A 15,644-nucleotide genomic window follows, 5' to 3' on the forward strand; every position below is an offset into this window, starting at 1 on the left:
AAGCACATCGAGGCCAGGATCCCGTTGCGGTCCATGTCCCGCACCCGGTCATGGATGTCGTACACCCCCGGCCGCATCTCCGCGAACCCGGCCGGGTCGATCCCCCATTCCTCCGCCGGCCAGGAGACGACCGCGTTCAGACCCACCACACCGGTGGCCCGGCCCTGGTAAATCCACTGGTCGACGCCGTTTTCGTCGGTTTCCACATGGGGGGCCTGATCGGCCAGGCGGGCCGGCACGTGGTTGTCGAACATATCCGGCGGCTCGACGACGTGGTCGTCGATGCTCACCAGGATCATGTCGTCGATGTTCATGATCCACCTCGGGCTGCGGGATCGGGAATACACACCGGAATACGCCTCGGCGGGTCGACAACAGTGGCCCCGGCGACGTACTGCTACTTTTACGCCTCACCCCTCTGGCCGTCGCCGCATCGTCGGCCAGAAATACGACTGGAACGGCCACGGAGGCTCGCGCCCCGGCCCGAGCCCGGCGGGTAGCGGCCAGGCGCTACCCGGGCTGCCGGCCCGCTACCAGTCCGTTGGGGGCGCGCTACCAGCCAGGGTGATTCTTCCCGGCATCAGCTCCGCGGCAGGGAACGAAAGCCGCGGGCAGCAGAGGACGACGCGCCGTGGAAAGGCTGGTCCACATGCCCATCGATGCCACCCAGTACGCCGCGACCCCCGCCGCCGACTACCTGCGGGAGCTCGTGGACCTCTTCGAGAACTCGAACATCGGAATCATGGTCACCGATTTCAACGGCGGCGTCCGGCGGGCGAACCCGGCACAGCGCCGCCTCGCCGGCTGGGCCGACGCGCCCGGCGGGACGGGCCCGGCGAAGCCGTCCGCGCGCACCCTGCTCGGCGCCGACGTCTGGGAGCGGGTGACCGCCGCGGCGGTCGACGGGTACGCCCTTCACAACCTGCCCGTCGAACTGCGGCGGGCGGACGGGACGACGGCCAGCGCCCTGCTCGACGCCAACGGCGAGGCCGACGGCGGCATCCTGCGCCTGGTCACCCGGCCCGCGTTCCGCGGATCCCTCCCGGGGACCGACGAGTCCGACACCCGGGTGTGGCACGAGCAGTGGAGCGAGACCGACGTCAGCCGGTTCGTCGACGAGCTCGGGGAGGACCGGGTCACCGCGCTGACGAAGGAGCTGGAGGATCTCTTCGAGCTGCTGCCCGTGCCGCTGCACGCCATGGCCCGCGCCGCCGAGGTCCGGCGGACCAACCAGGTGCACCTGGAGTTCCTCGGCTGTGCCGACGAGCCCGACAGGTTCGTCGGCCAGAACCTGCTGAGCATCTTCGCCGTCGAGGAGCATCTGATCGCGCTCGGCGGGTCGCTGACCACCGAGAAGGCGATCCTCAACTTCCCGACCACGATCCGGCGCCTCGACGGCTCGCTGCTGCCGATGCGGGTCTACTCCAGCGCGGTGACCCGCGACGGCGAGTTCGTCGGCACCCGCTGCTTCCTGTTCTTCGCCGAGACGTCGGACGCCCCCGACAGCACCCCGTACCTCGCCGCCTGACACGCGGTACCTCGCCGCCTGACGCGCGCCGTGCCGGCACGGGCCGCGGCGCGGCGCCACCCGGCGTAGCCTCACCCGCGATGCCAGCACCGCTCGCCCCGATGCTCGCCGTCCCCGGGGACCTTCCCCACGGTGCGGGCTGGGCGTATGAGATCAAGTGGGACGGCGTGCGGGTACTGACGGAGATCTCGGGCGGCCGGCTGCGCGCGTACGGCCGTTCCGGGCGGGACATGACGGCGACCTACCCGGAGCTGGCGGCCGTCGCGGGCGCGCTCGGTCCCACCGAGGCGGTTCTGGACGGTGAGATCGTCGCCTTCGGTGCGGGCGGTGTGCCCGACTTCGCCCTGCTCGCGCACCGGATCCACCTCACCGACCCGCACCGGGTGCGCCGGGCCGCGGCCGCCGTCCCCGTCCGGTACCTGGTGTTCGACCTGCTCGTCCTGGCCGGGCGGGAGCTGCTGGACCAGCCCTACGACGCCCGGCGGGCGCGGCTGGCGGCGCTGCCGGGTATCGAGGTGCCGGACTCCTTTCCCGGCGGGCCGCCGGGTGCCGGCGAGGCCGTGCTCGGGGCGAGCGCCGCGGCCGGGCTGGAAGGCGTGGTGGCCAAGCGCCGGGCCTCGCCCTACCGGCCGGGCCGGCGCAGCCCGGACTGGGTGAAGGTCAAGAACGTCCGCCGGCAGAGCGTGGTGATCGGCGGCTGGGAGCCGGGCGCGGGCCGGCGGGCCGACCGCGTCGGCGCGCTGCTCGTCGGGGTGTCCACCCCGGCGGGGCCGCGCTACGCCGGCCAGGTCGGCACCGGCTTCTCCGAGGCCACGCTGGCCCGGCTCGCGGAACTGCTCGCCCCGCTGCGCACCGACCGGCCGCCGTTCCCCGACGTCGGGCGCGACCAGGCGCGCACCGCGGTCTGGGTCGAGCCCATGCTGGTCGCCGAGGTCGAGTACACCGCGTGGACGCCCGACGGCCGCCTGCGCCACCCGTCCTTCAAGGGCCTGCGCGACGACGTGGATCCGCTCGACGCCGTGCGGGAGGACACCGGTCGTCCCACCCGCGAAGGCTGAGTCCACGCGGAAGTCGGGGCCACGCGGAAGTTGAGGCCGTGACCGGTGGTTCGGTCACGGCCCCAACCTCAACCGGCCCGGCGGTGGATCAGCCGCCGTCGGGCGCCGTGAACGGGCCGTCGGGGCCGTAGGCGGCGACCTCGGTGTAGATGGCCGCCCGCCTCGCCGGATCCTGCAGGGGCCGCAGCGGCGAGGTGGCCGGCTTGTGATCGGCCCCGGTCTCCCACTCGGCGAATTCCGCCATGCTGCTCCACTCGCTGACCACGGCGAAGTGGGACGGCTCGGCGGCCGAGCGCAGCAGGCGGTTACCGAGCAGGCCGGGGGTGCCCACGAGCTTGGAGCTGATCTCGTGGTAGGCCCGCTCCACCGCGCCGGGATCCTCGGGCGGTTCGACCGCCCAGAGCATCACCCGGACCCGGCCGCCGGTCGCGGCGGCGACGGCGGAACCCGCCGCCGCCTCCTCGCCGGCGGTCACGCCGCCGCCGCGCCGACCAGGTGGGTGAGCACCGTGCCGGTCACCATCGACCCACTGGCGCGCAGCGGATGCAGGATCTTGCGGTGCTCCAGGTGGCCCGGGCTCTGCTCGAACTCGCGGAACTGCGCCTCGTCCACCCAGTCACTGATGATGAGGTAGGTGCTCGGCTCGTCCTCGGAGCGGATCAGCCACTGCCCCAGGTTGGCCGGGTGGCTGGTCACCCCGTCCCCGATCCGCAGCCAGGTCTGCTCGAACTCCTGCTCGCGGCCGGGGTGGATGTGCATGGTGAGGATGATGCGGAACGGCTGCGGGTGACCCATCAGATGCCTCCGTCGACCGTGAAGGTGGCGCCGTTGACGTAGCTGGAGACGTCACTGGCGAGGAACAGGACGACGGCGGCGACCTCGTGGGCCTCGCCGAGCCGGCCGAGCGGGATCCGGTTGGTGTAGGCCGTGCGGGCGGCTTCGGGCATGCCGGCGGCCTGGTCGGTCTCGATGACTCCCGGCGAGACCAGGTTCACCCGGACGCCCTTCGAGCCGAGCTCCTTGGACAGCGAGCGGGTGAGGCCGATGAGGCCGGTCTTCGCGGCGGTGTAGTGGGCACGCAGCGGCACGCCGACCAGCCCGGCGCCGGAACCGATGTTGACCACCGAGCCGGAGTTCCCGAGCAGTTCGAGGGCGCCCTGGGTGACCAGGTGGGTCGCGGTGAGGTTGGTGGCCAGCACCTGGGTCCACGCCTCCAGCGGCAGCTGGGCGTAGGGGATGTGGCTGATCGTGCCGACGCTGTTCACCACGATGTCGAGGCCGCCGAGATGGCTGCCGGTGGCCGAGATCAGCTCGGTGATCTGGGCGGGGTCGGCGACGTCGGCCTGCACCAGCAGGTGCTCGTTGCCGGTGGCCTTGAGCTCGCGGCGCAGGCTCTCGGCGTCCTCGGTCTCCCGCTGGTGACCGACGACGACGGTGGCGCCGGCCTGGGCGAGCCCAAGCGCGACGGACCGGCCGATGCCGCGGGTGCCACCGGTGACCAGGGCACGCTTGCCGGCCAGGTCTGGAAACATCAGTGTTCCTCTCTATCGACCGCTCGCAGAACGAGCGAGCTGTTGAAGCCGCCGTGGCCGCGCGCGTTGACGAGCGCGACCCGGACCCGGCCTTCCCGAGGCGTCCGCACCAGATCCAGCCCGTGGGCGGGATCCGGTTCGTCCAGGTTGCCGACCGCGGGGATCACGCCGTCGCGGATCGAGAGCAGGGCGGTGGCCGCGGCCACCGCCGAGCCGCCCGCGCACAGGCGTCCGATCAGCCCCTGCGGCGCCGTGACGGGCACGGCACCGGTACCGAAGACGGAGCGGATGGCCGCCGCCTCCAGCGCGTCGAGGTCCGGGGAGCCGGCACCGTCGGCGAACACGACGTCGACGTCGGCCGGGCTCAGGTCGGCGTCGGCCAGCGCGCGCCGCATCGCCGCGGCGAGCCAGCGCGGGTCGCCCGGGGCCTGCTCGTAGTGGGCGGCGTCATGGGTCGCGGCGTAGCCGGCGATCTCGGCGTACACCCGGGCGCCGCGGCGGGCCGCGCCGGCCGGATCCTCGACGAGCAGCGTCGCCCCGCCCTCACCGGGCAGGTAGCCGTTCGCCCGCACGTCGAACGGCTTGTAACCGGCCGCCGGGTCCGTCGCGGTGCTGACCCGCCCGCTGCTGAGGTGGCAGGTCAGCGCGTAGGGAGTCAGTCCGCACTCGGCGCCGCCGGCGAGCACGGTCGGTGTGCCGCGCCGGATCGTGCGCCGGGCCTGCGCGAGGCTGTCCAGGCCCCCGGCGGTGTCACTGACCAGGACACCGGACGGGCCCTTGAGGCCGTGCCGGATCGACGTCTGACCGGTCGTCGCCGCGTAGAACCAGGCGATCGACTGGTAGACGCTGACCGCGGTGCGCCCGCGCGTCCACAGCCGGGAGAGCTCCCGCTGGCCGAAGTCGTTGCCGCCGGAACCGGCGCCGAACACGACGGACGTCTCGTACGGGTCGTGGTCGGCCGGGTCGTAGCCGGCGTCCGCCATCGCCAGCCTGGAGGCGGCCATGCCCAGCCAGGTCCACCGGTCGGTCTGCACCAAGTAGCGGTGGTCGACGAAGTTCTCGGCGACGAACCCGGTGATCTCGCCGGCGAGCCGCGATTCGTAGCGGTCGGTCTCGAAGCGGGTGATCGGGGCGATCCGCAGCTCGCCGCGCAGCGTCGAGGCCCAGTGCTCCTCGGTGCCCACCCCGCTCGGCGAGATGACCCCCAGCCCGGTGATGACCGGCCGGACCGCGGGGGCGGGCACCCCGCCCCGGCTCCGGGCGGCCGGCCGCGCGACCGTGCCGACGGTGCCCACCGCGCCCACCGCGCCCACCGCGCCGCCGCTCGGGTCGGCGGACGGTTCGAGGGCGGTCATGACACTCCCGTCGCGGCCAGCACGATCGCGGACTGGAACCCGCCGAACCCGCTGCCCACGGACAGCGCGACGTCGACCTTGCGGTCCCGGGCGATGTTCGGGACGTAGTCCAGGTCGCACTCGGGGTCCCGGGTGGTCCAGTTCGCCGTCGGCGGCACGACGTCGTGCTCGATCGCCAGCGCGCAGGCGGCGAGCTCGATGGAGCCGATGGCACCCAGCGAGTGGCCGACCATGGACTTGATCGAGCTGACGGGCACCTCGTAGGCGTGCGCGCCCAGGGAGCGCTTGAAGGCGGCCGTCTCGTGCCGGTCGTTCTGCTTGGTGCCCGATCCGTGCGCGTTGACGTAGTCCACCGCGGTCGGGTCCAGCCTGGCCTGGTCGAGGGCGATCCGGACGGCCTCGGCCATCTCGACGCCGTCGGGGCGCAGGCCGGTCATGTGGAACGCGTTCGACCGGGAGGCGTAGCCACCGACCTCGCAGTAGATGTGCGCGCCGCGGGCCCGGGCATGCTCCAGCTCCTCCAGGATGAGGACGGCGCTGCCCTCACCCATGACGAACCCGTCCCGGCTGAGGTCGAACGGCCGGGAGGCGTGCTCCGGATCGTCGTTGCGGGCCGAGGTGGCCCGGATCGCGTCGAAGCAGGCGATCGAGATCGGCGACAGCGGGGCGTCGGACGCCCCGGCGATCACGATGTCGGCCTCGCCGTCGGCGATGAGCTGGTGGCCGTAGCCCACGGCGTCGATACCGGAGGTGCAGCCGGTGGAGACGACGAACGACGGGCCGTGCGCGCCGAACCGGCAGGCGATCTCCGTCGCCAGGCAGCTCGGCACGAGCGCGTGGTAGAGGAACGAGCTCGCGTACCGCGGGTCGACCTCCCACAGCTTGCCGCTGTCGCTGACGACGACGTACTCGTTCTCCAGCCTGGTGGTCGCGCCGACCGCGCTGCCCATGCTGACGCCGACGATCGGCCCGTCGTCCGGGTCACGCTCGCTGGTCGCGCGGCCTTCACCGTCATCGAGACCGAGCTCCAGCCCGCTGTCCGCCACGGCCTCGATCGCCGCGGCGAGCGCGAACTGGACGAAGCGGTCGTTGCGGGCGACCTCCTGGCGGGTGAGCCCGGCGCTCAGCGGATCGAAGTCGCACTCGGCGGCGACCTGGGAGCGGAAGGGCGACGGGTCGAAGAGGGACAGCCGCCTAGTGGCGGTGCGGCCGTCGGTCAGCAGGCTCCAGAACTCCTTGCGGGTCGAGCCACCGGGCGCGACCACGCCGATCCCGGTCACCGCGGCGCGACGCGGCCCGCTGCCTTTGGACGCCGCCGAGCGGGCACCCTCCGGCCGCGCCCGCCTGATCGGTTCGCTCACGGCTGCGGCTGCTCGGGCAGCGGTTCGGTGTCGACGTGCCCCAGGTCCGGCCGCGGCGCGAGCGGGCTGAGGTGGAAGACGAGGAAGGCCACCTCGTCGCCGGTGTTCACGATCCGGTGCCGCATCCCGATCGGGATCAACAGGCCATGCTCGGCCGACAGCGCGGTGTGCTCACCGTCGAGGCGCGCGGTGACCGCCCCGGACACGCAGTAGAGGAACTCCTCGGAGTAGGGGTGCCAGTGCTCGGTCACCACCTCGCCGGGCTGGAGAGTGAGGGTGCCCAGGAAGCCGGACTTCGCGCCGACCGTCGCCGGCGAGAGCAGCGTGCGGATGTCGCCGCCGCGACGCCGGTTGGCGGGCACGTCGTGGATCGAGAGGACTTTGGGGACCGTCAGGGACGCGGGCGGGGTTGCGGTGCTCACCGGGCTACTCCTCAGACCTGTTCGGGGACCTGGCTGCCTACCAGCGCGGTGGCACCGGCACGGGCGGCCTGCTCGACCTTGTCGCGGATGGCGGCCATCTCGCGGGGGGTGTTGGTGTTGATCCGGGCGGTCATCTGCTCGTCGTTCGCCGGGGCGGACGGCCGCATCTGGAAGTCCTGGACCCACCGCATGCGGGTGCCCGTCCCCTCCGGCAGGTAGGTCCACTCGATGTGCATGTACTCGAAGGGACCGGTCTCCACCCGATAGGCGCGGACCTTGTGGTTCACCGGGTCGAGAATCCGCTCGGAAACCCAGCTCCAGGCCGTCCCCGACTCGTCGGGGTGCATCGTGAGCCGGAACTTGAAGGTGTTGTCCGTACGCTCCAGGATCTCCACCGAGGCGTACTCGGTGAACAGCTGGGGCCAGGACTCCAGGTCGTTCGTCATCGACCAGACGAGGTCGATGTCGGCATCAATGAAAATCGAGTTGTCAGTGTGTCCGCTCACGTGCTTCTCCGCTCTGCTGGCTGACGGAACAAAAAGCTGGGGGCGGCCGCCGCCGGCATGGTTTCCCGGGCCGGACGGCGGCCGGCCTTTGCCGGGTCCTGCGCCGCTCAGGCGAGCTCGGGTTCCAGCAGCGCGTTGTTCACGGTGGCCATGATGTCGGCCAGGGTGAAGCCCTCGGGCGCCTCGTTGGGGAGGTCCACACCGAAACGCTCCTGGACCTCCGCCTGCAGCTGTAGATAGGCGAGCGAGTCCAGGCCGATGTCGGTGAACGTCACGTCGAGGTTCGCCGGCCGGTCCTCCGGCGGGAGACCTGCCTGCTCCTCAAGGAAACCGAGAAGCTCGTCAGCGGTCCACTGCGTTGACATGCGTTTTATTCCTTCCCACATTTTCCGCACAGGCGGAGCACTGTTGTGACATGGAACTCGCGGGGCCGGGCGGGCGCCGGGCGCCGGCCGACGGCTTGAGCCGCGGCGGCGCGCCGGCCGTCCTGGTCGGCCTGGCGGCCGATCTGGGGGTCCACCTGAGGCCGTCGCGGCACAACGGCGGGCGCGGGGCTTCAGGAACGGGAGAACTTCGGGACGGGCCGACCTCGGACCGGACGAGGGGTGCTCGGGCACTGCCGGCGGCGGGGTCCGCCGCAGGTGTCCGCTGTCAGGCGTCCGCCGTCGGTGGACGGCGGGCCACCGCCGGGAGAGCCGGCGGTCAACGGCCGGGTACCGGCCGGGGGTGTTCCCCGGCAGGATGTACGCACCCCGGCGCGGCGGGCGGCGCTGCCGGGCACGTCGGCGTGTCAGGCAGGGCTCGGGAACGACGCGCGGCGCCGGGCCTGCGTACCGGAGGTGGCCCCGGGGGTGTCAGGAACCGCTCTGATCGGCCACCCAGGTGTAAAAGCTCTGCGCCATCGCGTCCCGCGGGCCACGCCAGGTCTGTGGGTCGTAGGCGGTGATGTACTTCTCCAACTTGCTGTTCACGTCGACGAACAGCGGATGGTCCCGCACCGGCGGAAGCGTCCCGTTGATGTCCGCCCGGCTTTCAATGAGATGAAAGTAGAGGCCATGGAAACGAAACAGATCACGCCGGGCGACGCCCACCAGGTGTGGAAGCTCACCGGCATCCGACTCCGCGAAGATGTCGGCGACCGCGCCGGCGTCGTCTGGACCCATTCNGGCGACAATCAGCGTCCGCTGGGTGGGCGTGCTCTGGTTCGGAACCGAGCCGGATTCCGTCGGCACTCGATCTCCTCTTTCGGAGTGAGGGTGAACTGGCTGCGCCGGGCGCGGGCGGCCCGCCACCGCCGGACCCTGAGGTTCACGGCGGCTGGAGTCGGTCGCGCCCGGCACTGACGCGCAGAGCCACCGGTATCGCGTGTGTCCGCGGATCGGCGGAGATCCCTGACAGGTTCCTGCTGTGGTGGAACCTGCCAGGCAGGTGCATTCCGGTTGCTCATCGGAATCATGCGGCTCTTCGGCACTTCTGTCCGGCGAACCGGGTGGCAGGAAGTTGCCCTGACCATCTACTGCCAACGCACAGACCAGCTGATCACAACATCGTTACAACCATCCTCGGCGGGCGGCGACCGTCCCGGCCTGGAATCGGCTGCGCGCATCGAGGCGCATCATCAGGTCCGCGACCATGCGCCGGACCGTGCGGACCGAGACCCCGAGATGCCGGGCCGCGGCCTCGTCCTTGACACCCAGGCTCAGCAGGCGCAGCAGCAGCCGCTCGGTGTCGCTGGGCCGGTCGTCGGCCCCGTTCTCCGCCACCCCGCCATCGGGGGAGGCCAGCGGCTCGGCGCTCTCCCAGACCTGCTCGAACAGCTGGGTGACCAGGTTCGCGAGCGCCGGCGAGCGCACGATCAGCGCCAGCTGGTCCGCGCCCGGCGAGATGAACTGCACCAGCCCGACCCTGCCGTCCACCGTCGTGGCGTCGATGCGGGGGTCGTCGGTGACCCGCGCCTCCAGGCCGTGCGAGGCGACCGTCCGGACATACCCGACCCCGGTCTCGTCGGTGTTGACCGTGCGCGGCAGCACACTGCGCATCGTCACGCCGCGCCGCAGTGCGCGCAGTTCCACCGGGAGGACCTCCGCGGTGAGCGCCGGCGGCATCCCCTGGCGGGTGTGCAGCGCCAGCACCTCCTTCTCGGACCGGCCGAGAAGGGTTAACAGTTCGACCCTGGCCTGGTCGGCGCTGTCGATGTGCTCGACCTCCGCGCCGTCCCCACCGGGCCGGTTGTCCAGGTACTCGGAGACGAAGGTGTTGACCTGTGCCCTCGCCCGCACGAGCCGCTCGTGCCGGCGGATCAGTGCTTCGTGCTGGGCCTGGAGCAGATGTTCCAGACCGGCCTCCGGATGCACGGCCACCAGGTGGCCCGGACGCTCGGTCGACGGCAACAACAGTGACAGCTCGACGAGCCGATCTCGTGATCGGCGGACCGCCCCCGCGGGCTGGCCGACGGCGGCGGCAACCCCGTCGACACCCATTTCAGGATGTCGTAGCCACAGCCGGTAGGCAGCGAGCGTGACGTCGTCAAGACCGAGGAACTCGAGCAAGATCCCCTTCCCGGGTCGGATCGAATGGTCCGCGGGCGCCGGGGTGGCACGCGCGGTGCCGCTCACCGGGTGCCAGTCGGCAGTCCGGGACGCTGACTCTCCGCCGACACCACCTCAAGGGCGTGCCGGACGAGCGCGATGAGCGACTGGCGGACGGACTCCCGCTGGCGGGCGTCGCAGAGCACCATCGGCCGGCGCGGATCCAGGTCCAGCGCCGCGCGAATGTCCTCGCTGCGGTAGCGACGCGCGCCGTCGAAATGGTTCAGCGCGATGAGGAACGGAATATCGCGCTCCTCGAAGTAGTCGATCGCCGGGAAGGAGTCGGCGAGCCGCCGGGTGTCCACCAGCACGACCGCTCCGATGGCACCGAGCACCAGCTCGTCCCACATGAACCAGAAACGGTCCTGGCCGGGCGTCCCGAACAGGTACAGAATGACACTGTCGACCAGGGTGATACGGCCGAAGTCCATCGCCACCGTGGTCGTTGTCTTCGACGCCACGGCACTGGTGTCGTCGACACCGATGCTGGCGGAGGTCATTGCGGCCTCGGTGGTAAGCGGAGGAATCTCGCTGACGGCACCGACGAAGGTGGTCTTCCCCACCCCGAATCCCCCGGCCACGATGATTTTGACCGGATGCGGCGCTGCGGGTTCGGCCGCTCGGGTCCTAGAGAGCCTGGAGTCCACTGAGTACCTTTTCGATAATCGCCACGCTGGGGCGGTCCGATGGTTGTTCGGGCCGGTACACCGTCACCAGCCCGGCATCGAGCATGTCGCCGACGAGGACACGCGCGACTCCGACCGGCAGGTTCAGCCGGGCGGAGATCTCGACAACCGACTNGTGCCGCTGACAGAGCACCGCAATGGCGCGCTGTTCCGGCTCCAGCGAGTTTGCGACCGCGCGGCCCTGTGGCGAGGTGGTGACCAACGCCACCAGATCAAGGGTCCGGTTGCTGGGGCGAGTCCGCCCTCCCGTGACGGCGTAGGGCCGTACCACCGGCCCGGCATCGTCGTCGAACCATTCCTCATCCCCTGACACCGCGGTCCTCCTGCCTTTTTTGGATCGTCATGTGCCGGCGGCGGCCGGCGCGTCATGGGTTCTCCCGGCCGCACAGCGGGCCGGGAGAACCATGGCGCGCCGCCGCGCCCGCATTCGGACAGGTCCTAGATCGGCAGCGCCGACTGGATCTCGGCGCGAAGCTCCGGCGTCAGAAACTCACCCACCCTCGTCACCAGCAATGCCATCTCATAGGCGATCAACCCGATGTCAGCACCCGGGCTGCTGAGGATCGCAAGACACGATCCGTCGCCCACTGCGGTGACGAACAGGAATCCCGCTTCCATCTCGACGATCGTCTGCCGCACGTTACCGCCGCCGAAGAAACGGCCGGCACCCCGGGCCAGACTGTTGAATCCGGAGGCGACCGCGGCCAGCTGGTCCGCGGTGGCCCGGTCCATACCCCGCGAGGTCGCGAGCAGCAGACCGTCCGAAGAAAGCACGATCACATAGGTGACCTCGGGGACCTTCTTGACCAGGTTGTTGAGCAACCAGTTCATGTTCTCGGACGGCCCCAGCGGACGCATCAGGTTACCTTCCTCACATCATCTCCGTCATTGGACAGCGTTCCGTCCTCGATTCCACGGCCGAAGTTGGCCTGGAAGGACGACATCATGCTGCGGATCTCCTCGGGTGAACGCGGACCAGCGGCCACGGCCGACCGGCTCGCGTCCGTGTTCTCCCGGCGCAGCTGAGGTGCCAGGTTGGCGCGCCGCCGCCGCTTGGGCAGGCCGAGTTCGTCCAGTTCGCCGAGGGGGTCCTCGTCGTTCGCGGGCAAGCCGGTCGCGGCCGGCCCCGGATCCGCCTCGCGGGCCATCCGGCCGGTGCGGCCAGCGTCCGCGCCAGGCGGCGCCCAGTTCCCCGCGCGGTAGCCGTCGCCGGCGCCCGCATCGCCCGGGGAGGTGGCCGCCGTGTAGCCGGGTGCCGAGTAGCCGGCGCTCCGGCCACGGTCGCCGTAGCCACGGTCGCCGTAGCCACCGTCCCGCGGCGTCTCGTACTGCCCGCCGTCTCGCGGCGGGCGGCCGAACTCCCCGCCCCGGTCGGCGCGCGGCTCCCGGTACCCCTCCTCGGAACCATGGCGCGCGGATGCCGGCTGATCTCCACCGGTGCCGCGCGGACCGCGCCGGCGTGACGGCAGATCCCTGCCCGGCAGCGGCTCGAGCGCGCCGTCCGGCGGATCCGCCGGACGCCCCAGAGCGAAGCCGGGACCGGCGGACCCGCTGCCGGGCAGGCCGTTCGGCGGGGTGAAGCTCGCCCGGTTGACTTCCGAGGTCGGGTAGTCCGAGGGCCGGTTGGCGTCGTCGCCGTAGCCGTCGTCGCCGTAGCCGTCGTTGCCGTAGCCCATGTTGCCGCGGGCACCGCGGGCGTCACCTTCGGTGCCTCCCGAGCCACCGAAGGCGCCGTTGTCGTAGCCGCCCGGCCGGTAGCTGGTGAACTGGCCGGTGTCGGGTGGCGCGCTGAACAGCGAACCGTTCGCGGGCGGGCTGAACAGCGAGCCCGAGGAGCGGTAGCGCCCGTCGGAGGGGTCCTGGTCCGCCCGGCCGTACCGCCCGGTCCCCCAGTTGTCCGAGTCGTCCGCGGACGACTGCTCTCCGGCCCCGGCGGCTTCCTCTTCCCCGGCGGTGAGCTCGGCGAGCGGCATCGGGCTGGTCAGCTCGCCGGGCACGGCCGGCGAGCCCGTGCCGTCCTCGTCCGCCGGCCGCCCGCCCCGGGGCCGGTCGGCGACGAACCAGCTCGAGCGGGCCGTCGCGAAGACGGGGAGGTCGTCGATCAGGGTCTCGTCCGTCCGCGGACCCGTGGCGGGAGCGGTACCGAGCTTCGCCTGGGCGGCGTCCGCCCCGCCGTCGTGCTCGTCGCCGGAGATGTTCGGTGTGCCCGGCGTACCCGGTGTACCCGACCAGCGGCCGTTGCTGCTGGGGAGCGACGCGTCCAGTTCGGCGAGGTCGTTGGGCACCTCGCCCAGGCCGTTGAGGGCCGCGAGGCTGCCGTTCTGCGTGCCGGCGCTCGCCGCCCCGACGGCCGCGAACTCACGCGGATCGGCGGTGTCCGTCTTCTCCTCGGTCTCGCGCAGCAGGGCCTCGGGCAGCAGGACGATCGCCATCGTCCCGCCGTAGGGCGAGGGCCGCAGCCGCACCTGGACGGCGTGCCGCTGGGCCAGCCGACCGACCANGAACAGTCCCAGCCGCTCGCTGGTCGACAGGTCGAACGGCGGCGGGTTCGCCAGCCGGTGGTTGAGCGCGTCGATCTCCTCCTGGCTCATTCCCAGCCCGCGGTCCTCGATCTCGACGACGAAGCCGTTCGAGACCGGATGCCCGGAGACCTGGACCGGGGTGTGCGGCGGGGAGAAGGAGGTGGCGTTCTCGATCAGCTCGGCGAACATGTGGATCACGTCACCGACGGCGTGGCCGCTAACCGCCCCACCGGTGATCGGCAGCACCTTCACCCGGGTGTAGTCCTCGACCTCCGCCACCGCACCGCGGACGATGTCCTTGATCGGGACGGGCCGGCGCCAGCCACGGGCCGGCTTCGAACCCGAGAGAACGATCAGGTCCTCCGCGTGGCGACGCATACGGGTCGCCAGGTGGTCGAGCCGGAAGAGCTCCTCCAGCTCGTCGGGGTCGGTCTCCTTGCGCTCCAGCGCGTCGATGATCTTCAGCTGGCGATGGATGAGGGCCTGGCTTCGGCGGGCGAGGTTGAGGAAGGTGTCCCCGATGCTCTTGCGCATCGCGGCCTGCTCGACCGCCGTGCGCACCGCCACCTCGTGCACGGTCGCGAAGGCGTCCGCGAGCTGGCCGATCTCGTCCTTGCTCGTCGAGGGAACCGGGAAGGCCTCGGCGTCGATGTCGACGGGCTCGCCCCGATGCAGCCGCTCGACGACCGCCGGCAGGCGGTCGGTCGCGACGTCGAGGGCGCCACGCCGCAGCCGCCGCAGCTGGTTGATCATGGGGCTGGCGACCAGCAGCGAGATCACGATCGACACGATCAGAATGCCGGCCACGCCGACGCTGCCGATCAGTGCGCCGCGGGAGGCGTCATCGGAGATCGTGCGGCTGGTGACTCCCAGGTCGGAGGCGACCCGGCGCTCGACCTCACGCATCTGCGCGATCTTCGCGTCCGCGAGCTGGGTCCAGTCCCGGGGGCCCATGGTGATCGGGTCGCCGGCGGTCAGCGCGGCGATGATCCGCTCCCGGACCTGGTCCACGTTGGTCTTGGAACGGCCGACCGTGGAGTTGAAGACTTCCTGCTGATCGGCGGTCGCGGTGGTGCGGAACTGCTCGATCCAGGCGTCCTCGGCACCGGCGGTGGCCTCAAGCTGCCAGATCGTCTGCGACGTCGCGCTGCGCAGCGACAGCATCTGGGCGACCGCACCACGCTGCTGGGCCGCCTGCTCCTTGGCCTGCGAGATACCCGCGAGCGTGGTCGCGGCGCTGGCCAGCCGGGCGTCGGTGCTACCCGAGGCCACCTGGGCGTTGAGCCGCAGCAGGTTCTTCACGCCCGCGTCGTAGAAGGCGATGGTCGTGGCGACCTGCGTCTGGTGGGCGTCGAACTGCCTGCGCTGTTCGGGAAGCTGGTTGAGCTGCTCAGTGATCGCCGACAGCGTTCCGCCGAGTTCGTCACGGGCCGAGTCCGGCAGTGTCTGCTCGCCCGCCCAGTAGACCCTGAGCGCCTCGTCCACCGGCTGGCGGGAGGACATGACTGCCTCACCCAGCGCCGGAAAGCTGTAGTTGGAGCCGAGGTAGGCGTTGCTCGCGTAGCGCTCGACCTGAAGCGCGTGGACGAGATCGTTCGCTTTGATCGAGAAGTTGGCGAGTGCCTCGATGCGGTCCGCGGCCCGGACGTTGTCGACGTCCCCGCGCACCTGTATCGCGCTCAGCACGGCCAGCGCGGCCAGTGGGACGATGAGAATCACCACCAGCTTCGAGCGGATGGGCCAATTCCGGAGCATCCAGTCCTCTCGTCCGACGCCCCGGGGTTGGGCGCCTCGTGTGCGGGGTGAGCGAATCGCTCATTCGATGCCTGATCCGCGACGGACGGCACGCGACAAGTACGGACCACGCGGGATTGAGACGCGGGCCGCGCCCATCTGAAAGCGTCCGACGTCGGACAACTCTAGCGAGCCGGTACAGAAGCCCTTCAACACCTCCCGCCATCCGCCGATGATGGCTACGGACGCCACCGGCCATTGTCAACCGGAACATGCGGAAGACACATTCACACCAGGAATCAAATAATCACAGGCTGTGATCGCTTACCGGCTCCGCGCCCCCTAAAGGGCA

The 15,644-nt window shown here is 71.3% G+C and carries 15 protein-coding genes and 5 pseudogenes; 2 read left to right on the forward strand and 18 right to left on the reverse strand.

Annotated elements, in window-relative coordinates:
* Nucleotides 1-314 (reverse strand): annotated as a pseudogene (locus tag UG55_RS22535) (amidohydrolase); the annotation flags it as partial.
* A 335-nt stretch (nt 315-649) separates the two neighbouring features.
* Here UG55_RS22535 and UG55_RS22540 point away from each other — a divergent pair.
* Together UG55_RS22540 and ligD are read left to right on the forward strand one after the other, a co-directional pair.
* On the forward strand, nt 650-1,528 hold the full coding sequence (locus UG55_RS22540; protein ID WP_066072813.1) for a PAS domain-containing protein: 879 nt from the start codon (nt 650-652) through the stop codon (nt 1,526-1,528).
* Nucleotides 1,529-1,608: 80 nt separating this feature from the next.
* On the forward strand, nt 1,609-2,586 hold the full coding sequence (gene ligD, locus UG55_RS22545; RefSeq protein WP_066072765.1) for a non-homologous end-joining DNA ligase: 978 nt from the start codon (nt 1,609-1,611) through the stop codon (nt 2,584-2,586).
* 88 nt (nt 2,587-2,674) lie between these two features.
* Here ligD and UG55_RS22550 read toward each other — a convergent pair whose 3' ends face one another.
* The 17 genes and pseudogenes from UG55_RS22550 to UG55_RS42200 all read right to left on the reverse strand — a co-directional run.
* A complete protein-coding gene (locus UG55_RS22550; RefSeq protein WP_066072815.1) occupies nt 2,675-2,992 on the reverse strand; it encodes an antibiotic biosynthesis monooxygenase in 318 nt (105 codons plus the stop codon).
* A 65-nt stretch (nt 2,993-3,057) separates the two neighbouring features.
* Nucleotides 3,058-3,381 (reverse strand): antibiotic biosynthesis monooxygenase, encoded by a 324-nt coding sequence (locus UG55_RS22555; RefSeq protein WP_066072769.1) that lies wholly within the window; start codon nt 3,379-3,381, stop codon nt 3,058-3,060.
* Complete coding sequence (locus UG55_RS22560; RefSeq protein ID WP_066072771.1) at nt 3,381-4,118, reverse strand: SDR family NAD(P)-dependent oxidoreductase; 738 nt, start codon at nt 4,116-4,118, stop codon at nt 3,381-3,383. The genes UG55_RS22555 and UG55_RS22560 overlap by 1 nt, the downstream gene beginning before the upstream one ends.
* The gene (locus UG55_RS22565) at nt 4,118-5,473 is read right to left on the reverse strand and encodes a beta-ketoacyl synthase N-terminal-like domain-containing protein (RefSeq protein ID WP_242424954.1); all 1,356 of its coding nucleotides are present in this window, start codon (nt 5,471-5,473) and stop codon (nt 4,118-4,120) included. Before UG55_RS22565 ends, UG55_RS22560 begins: the two co-directional genes overlap by 1 nt.
* Nucleotides 5,470-6,834, reverse strand: coding sequence for a beta-ketoacyl synthase (locus UG55_RS22570; protein WP_304440447.1), 1,365 nt, complete (start codon nt 6,832-6,834; stop codon nt 5,470-5,472). Before UG55_RS22570 ends, UG55_RS22565 begins: the two co-directional genes overlap by 4 nt.
* Nucleotides 6,831-7,256 (reverse strand): cupin domain-containing protein, encoded by a 426-nt coding sequence (locus UG55_RS22575; protein ID WP_066072773.1) that lies wholly within the window; start codon nt 7,254-7,256, stop codon nt 6,831-6,833. The genes UG55_RS22570 and UG55_RS22575 overlap by 4 nt, the downstream gene beginning before the upstream one ends.
* Before the next feature lie 11 nt (nt 7,257-7,267).
* On the reverse strand, nt 7,268-7,762 hold the full coding sequence (locus UG55_RS22580) for an SRPBCC family protein (protein WP_066072775.1): 495 nt from the start codon (nt 7,760-7,762) through the stop codon (nt 7,268-7,270).
* Between the two features lie 107 nt (nt 7,763-7,869).
* Nucleotides 7,870-8,127, reverse strand: a complete 258-nt coding sequence (locus UG55_RS22585; RefSeq protein WP_066072777.1) for an acyl carrier protein — start codon at nt 8,125-8,127, stop codon at nt 7,870-7,872.
* Nucleotides 8,128-8,616: 489 nt separating this feature from the next.
* The coding region (locus tag UG55_RS22590) for a TcmI family type II polyketide cyclase (protein ID WP_242424955.1) at nt 8,617-8,927 on the reverse strand (311 nt) is incomplete at its 5' end.
* Nucleotide 8,928: 1 nt separating this feature from the next.
* A pseudogene (locus tag UG55_RS42180) lies at nt 8,929-8,994 on the reverse strand (TcmI family type II polyketide cyclase); the annotation flags it as partial.
* A 318-nt stretch (nt 8,995-9,312) separates the two neighbouring features.
* Nucleotides 9,313-10,311 carry a LuxR C-terminal-related transcriptional regulator gene (locus tag UG55_RS22595; RefSeq protein WP_066072822.1) on the reverse strand — a complete coding sequence of 333 codons (999 nt, stop codon included), beginning with the start codon at nt 10,309-10,311 and terminating at the stop codon, nt 9,313-9,315.
* Nucleotides 10,312-10,373: 62 nt separating this feature from the next.
* Entirely contained in the window at nt 10,374-10,997 is a 624-nt protein-coding gene (locus UG55_RS22600) for an ATP/GTP-binding protein (protein ID WP_066072781.1), read from the reverse strand.
* The coding region (locus UG55_RS42185; RefSeq protein WP_242424960.1) for a DUF742 domain-containing protein at nt 10,978-11,150 on the reverse strand (173 nt) is incomplete at its 5' end. The genes UG55_RS42185 and UG55_RS22600, both read right to left, overlap by 20 nt.
* 1 nt (nt 11,151) lies before the next feature.
* A pseudogene (locus tag UG55_RS42190) lies at nt 11,152-11,349 on the reverse strand (DUF742 domain-containing protein); the annotation flags it as partial.
* Between the two features lie 125 nt (nt 11,350-11,474).
* Nucleotides 11,475-11,894, reverse strand: coding sequence for a roadblock/LC7 domain-containing protein (locus UG55_RS22610; protein ID WP_006538093.1), 420 nt, complete (start codon nt 11,892-11,894; stop codon nt 11,475-11,477).
* Nucleotides 11,894-13,536 (reverse strand): annotated as a pseudogene (locus UG55_RS42195) (histidine kinase); the annotation flags it as partial. The gene UG55_RS22610 and the pseudogene UG55_RS42195, both read right to left, overlap by 1 nt.
* A 1-nt stretch (nt 13,537) precedes the next feature.
* Nucleotides 13,538-15,313: pseudogene (locus UG55_RS42200) on the reverse strand (nitrate- and nitrite sensing domain-containing protein); the annotation flags it as partial.
* Between the last annotated feature and the right edge of the window lie 331 nt (nt 15,314-15,644).

This window comes from Frankia sp. EI5c, from assembly GCF_001636565.1.
Classification (GTDB): Bacteria; Actinomycetota; Actinomycetes; order Frankiales; family Frankiaceae; genus Parafrankia.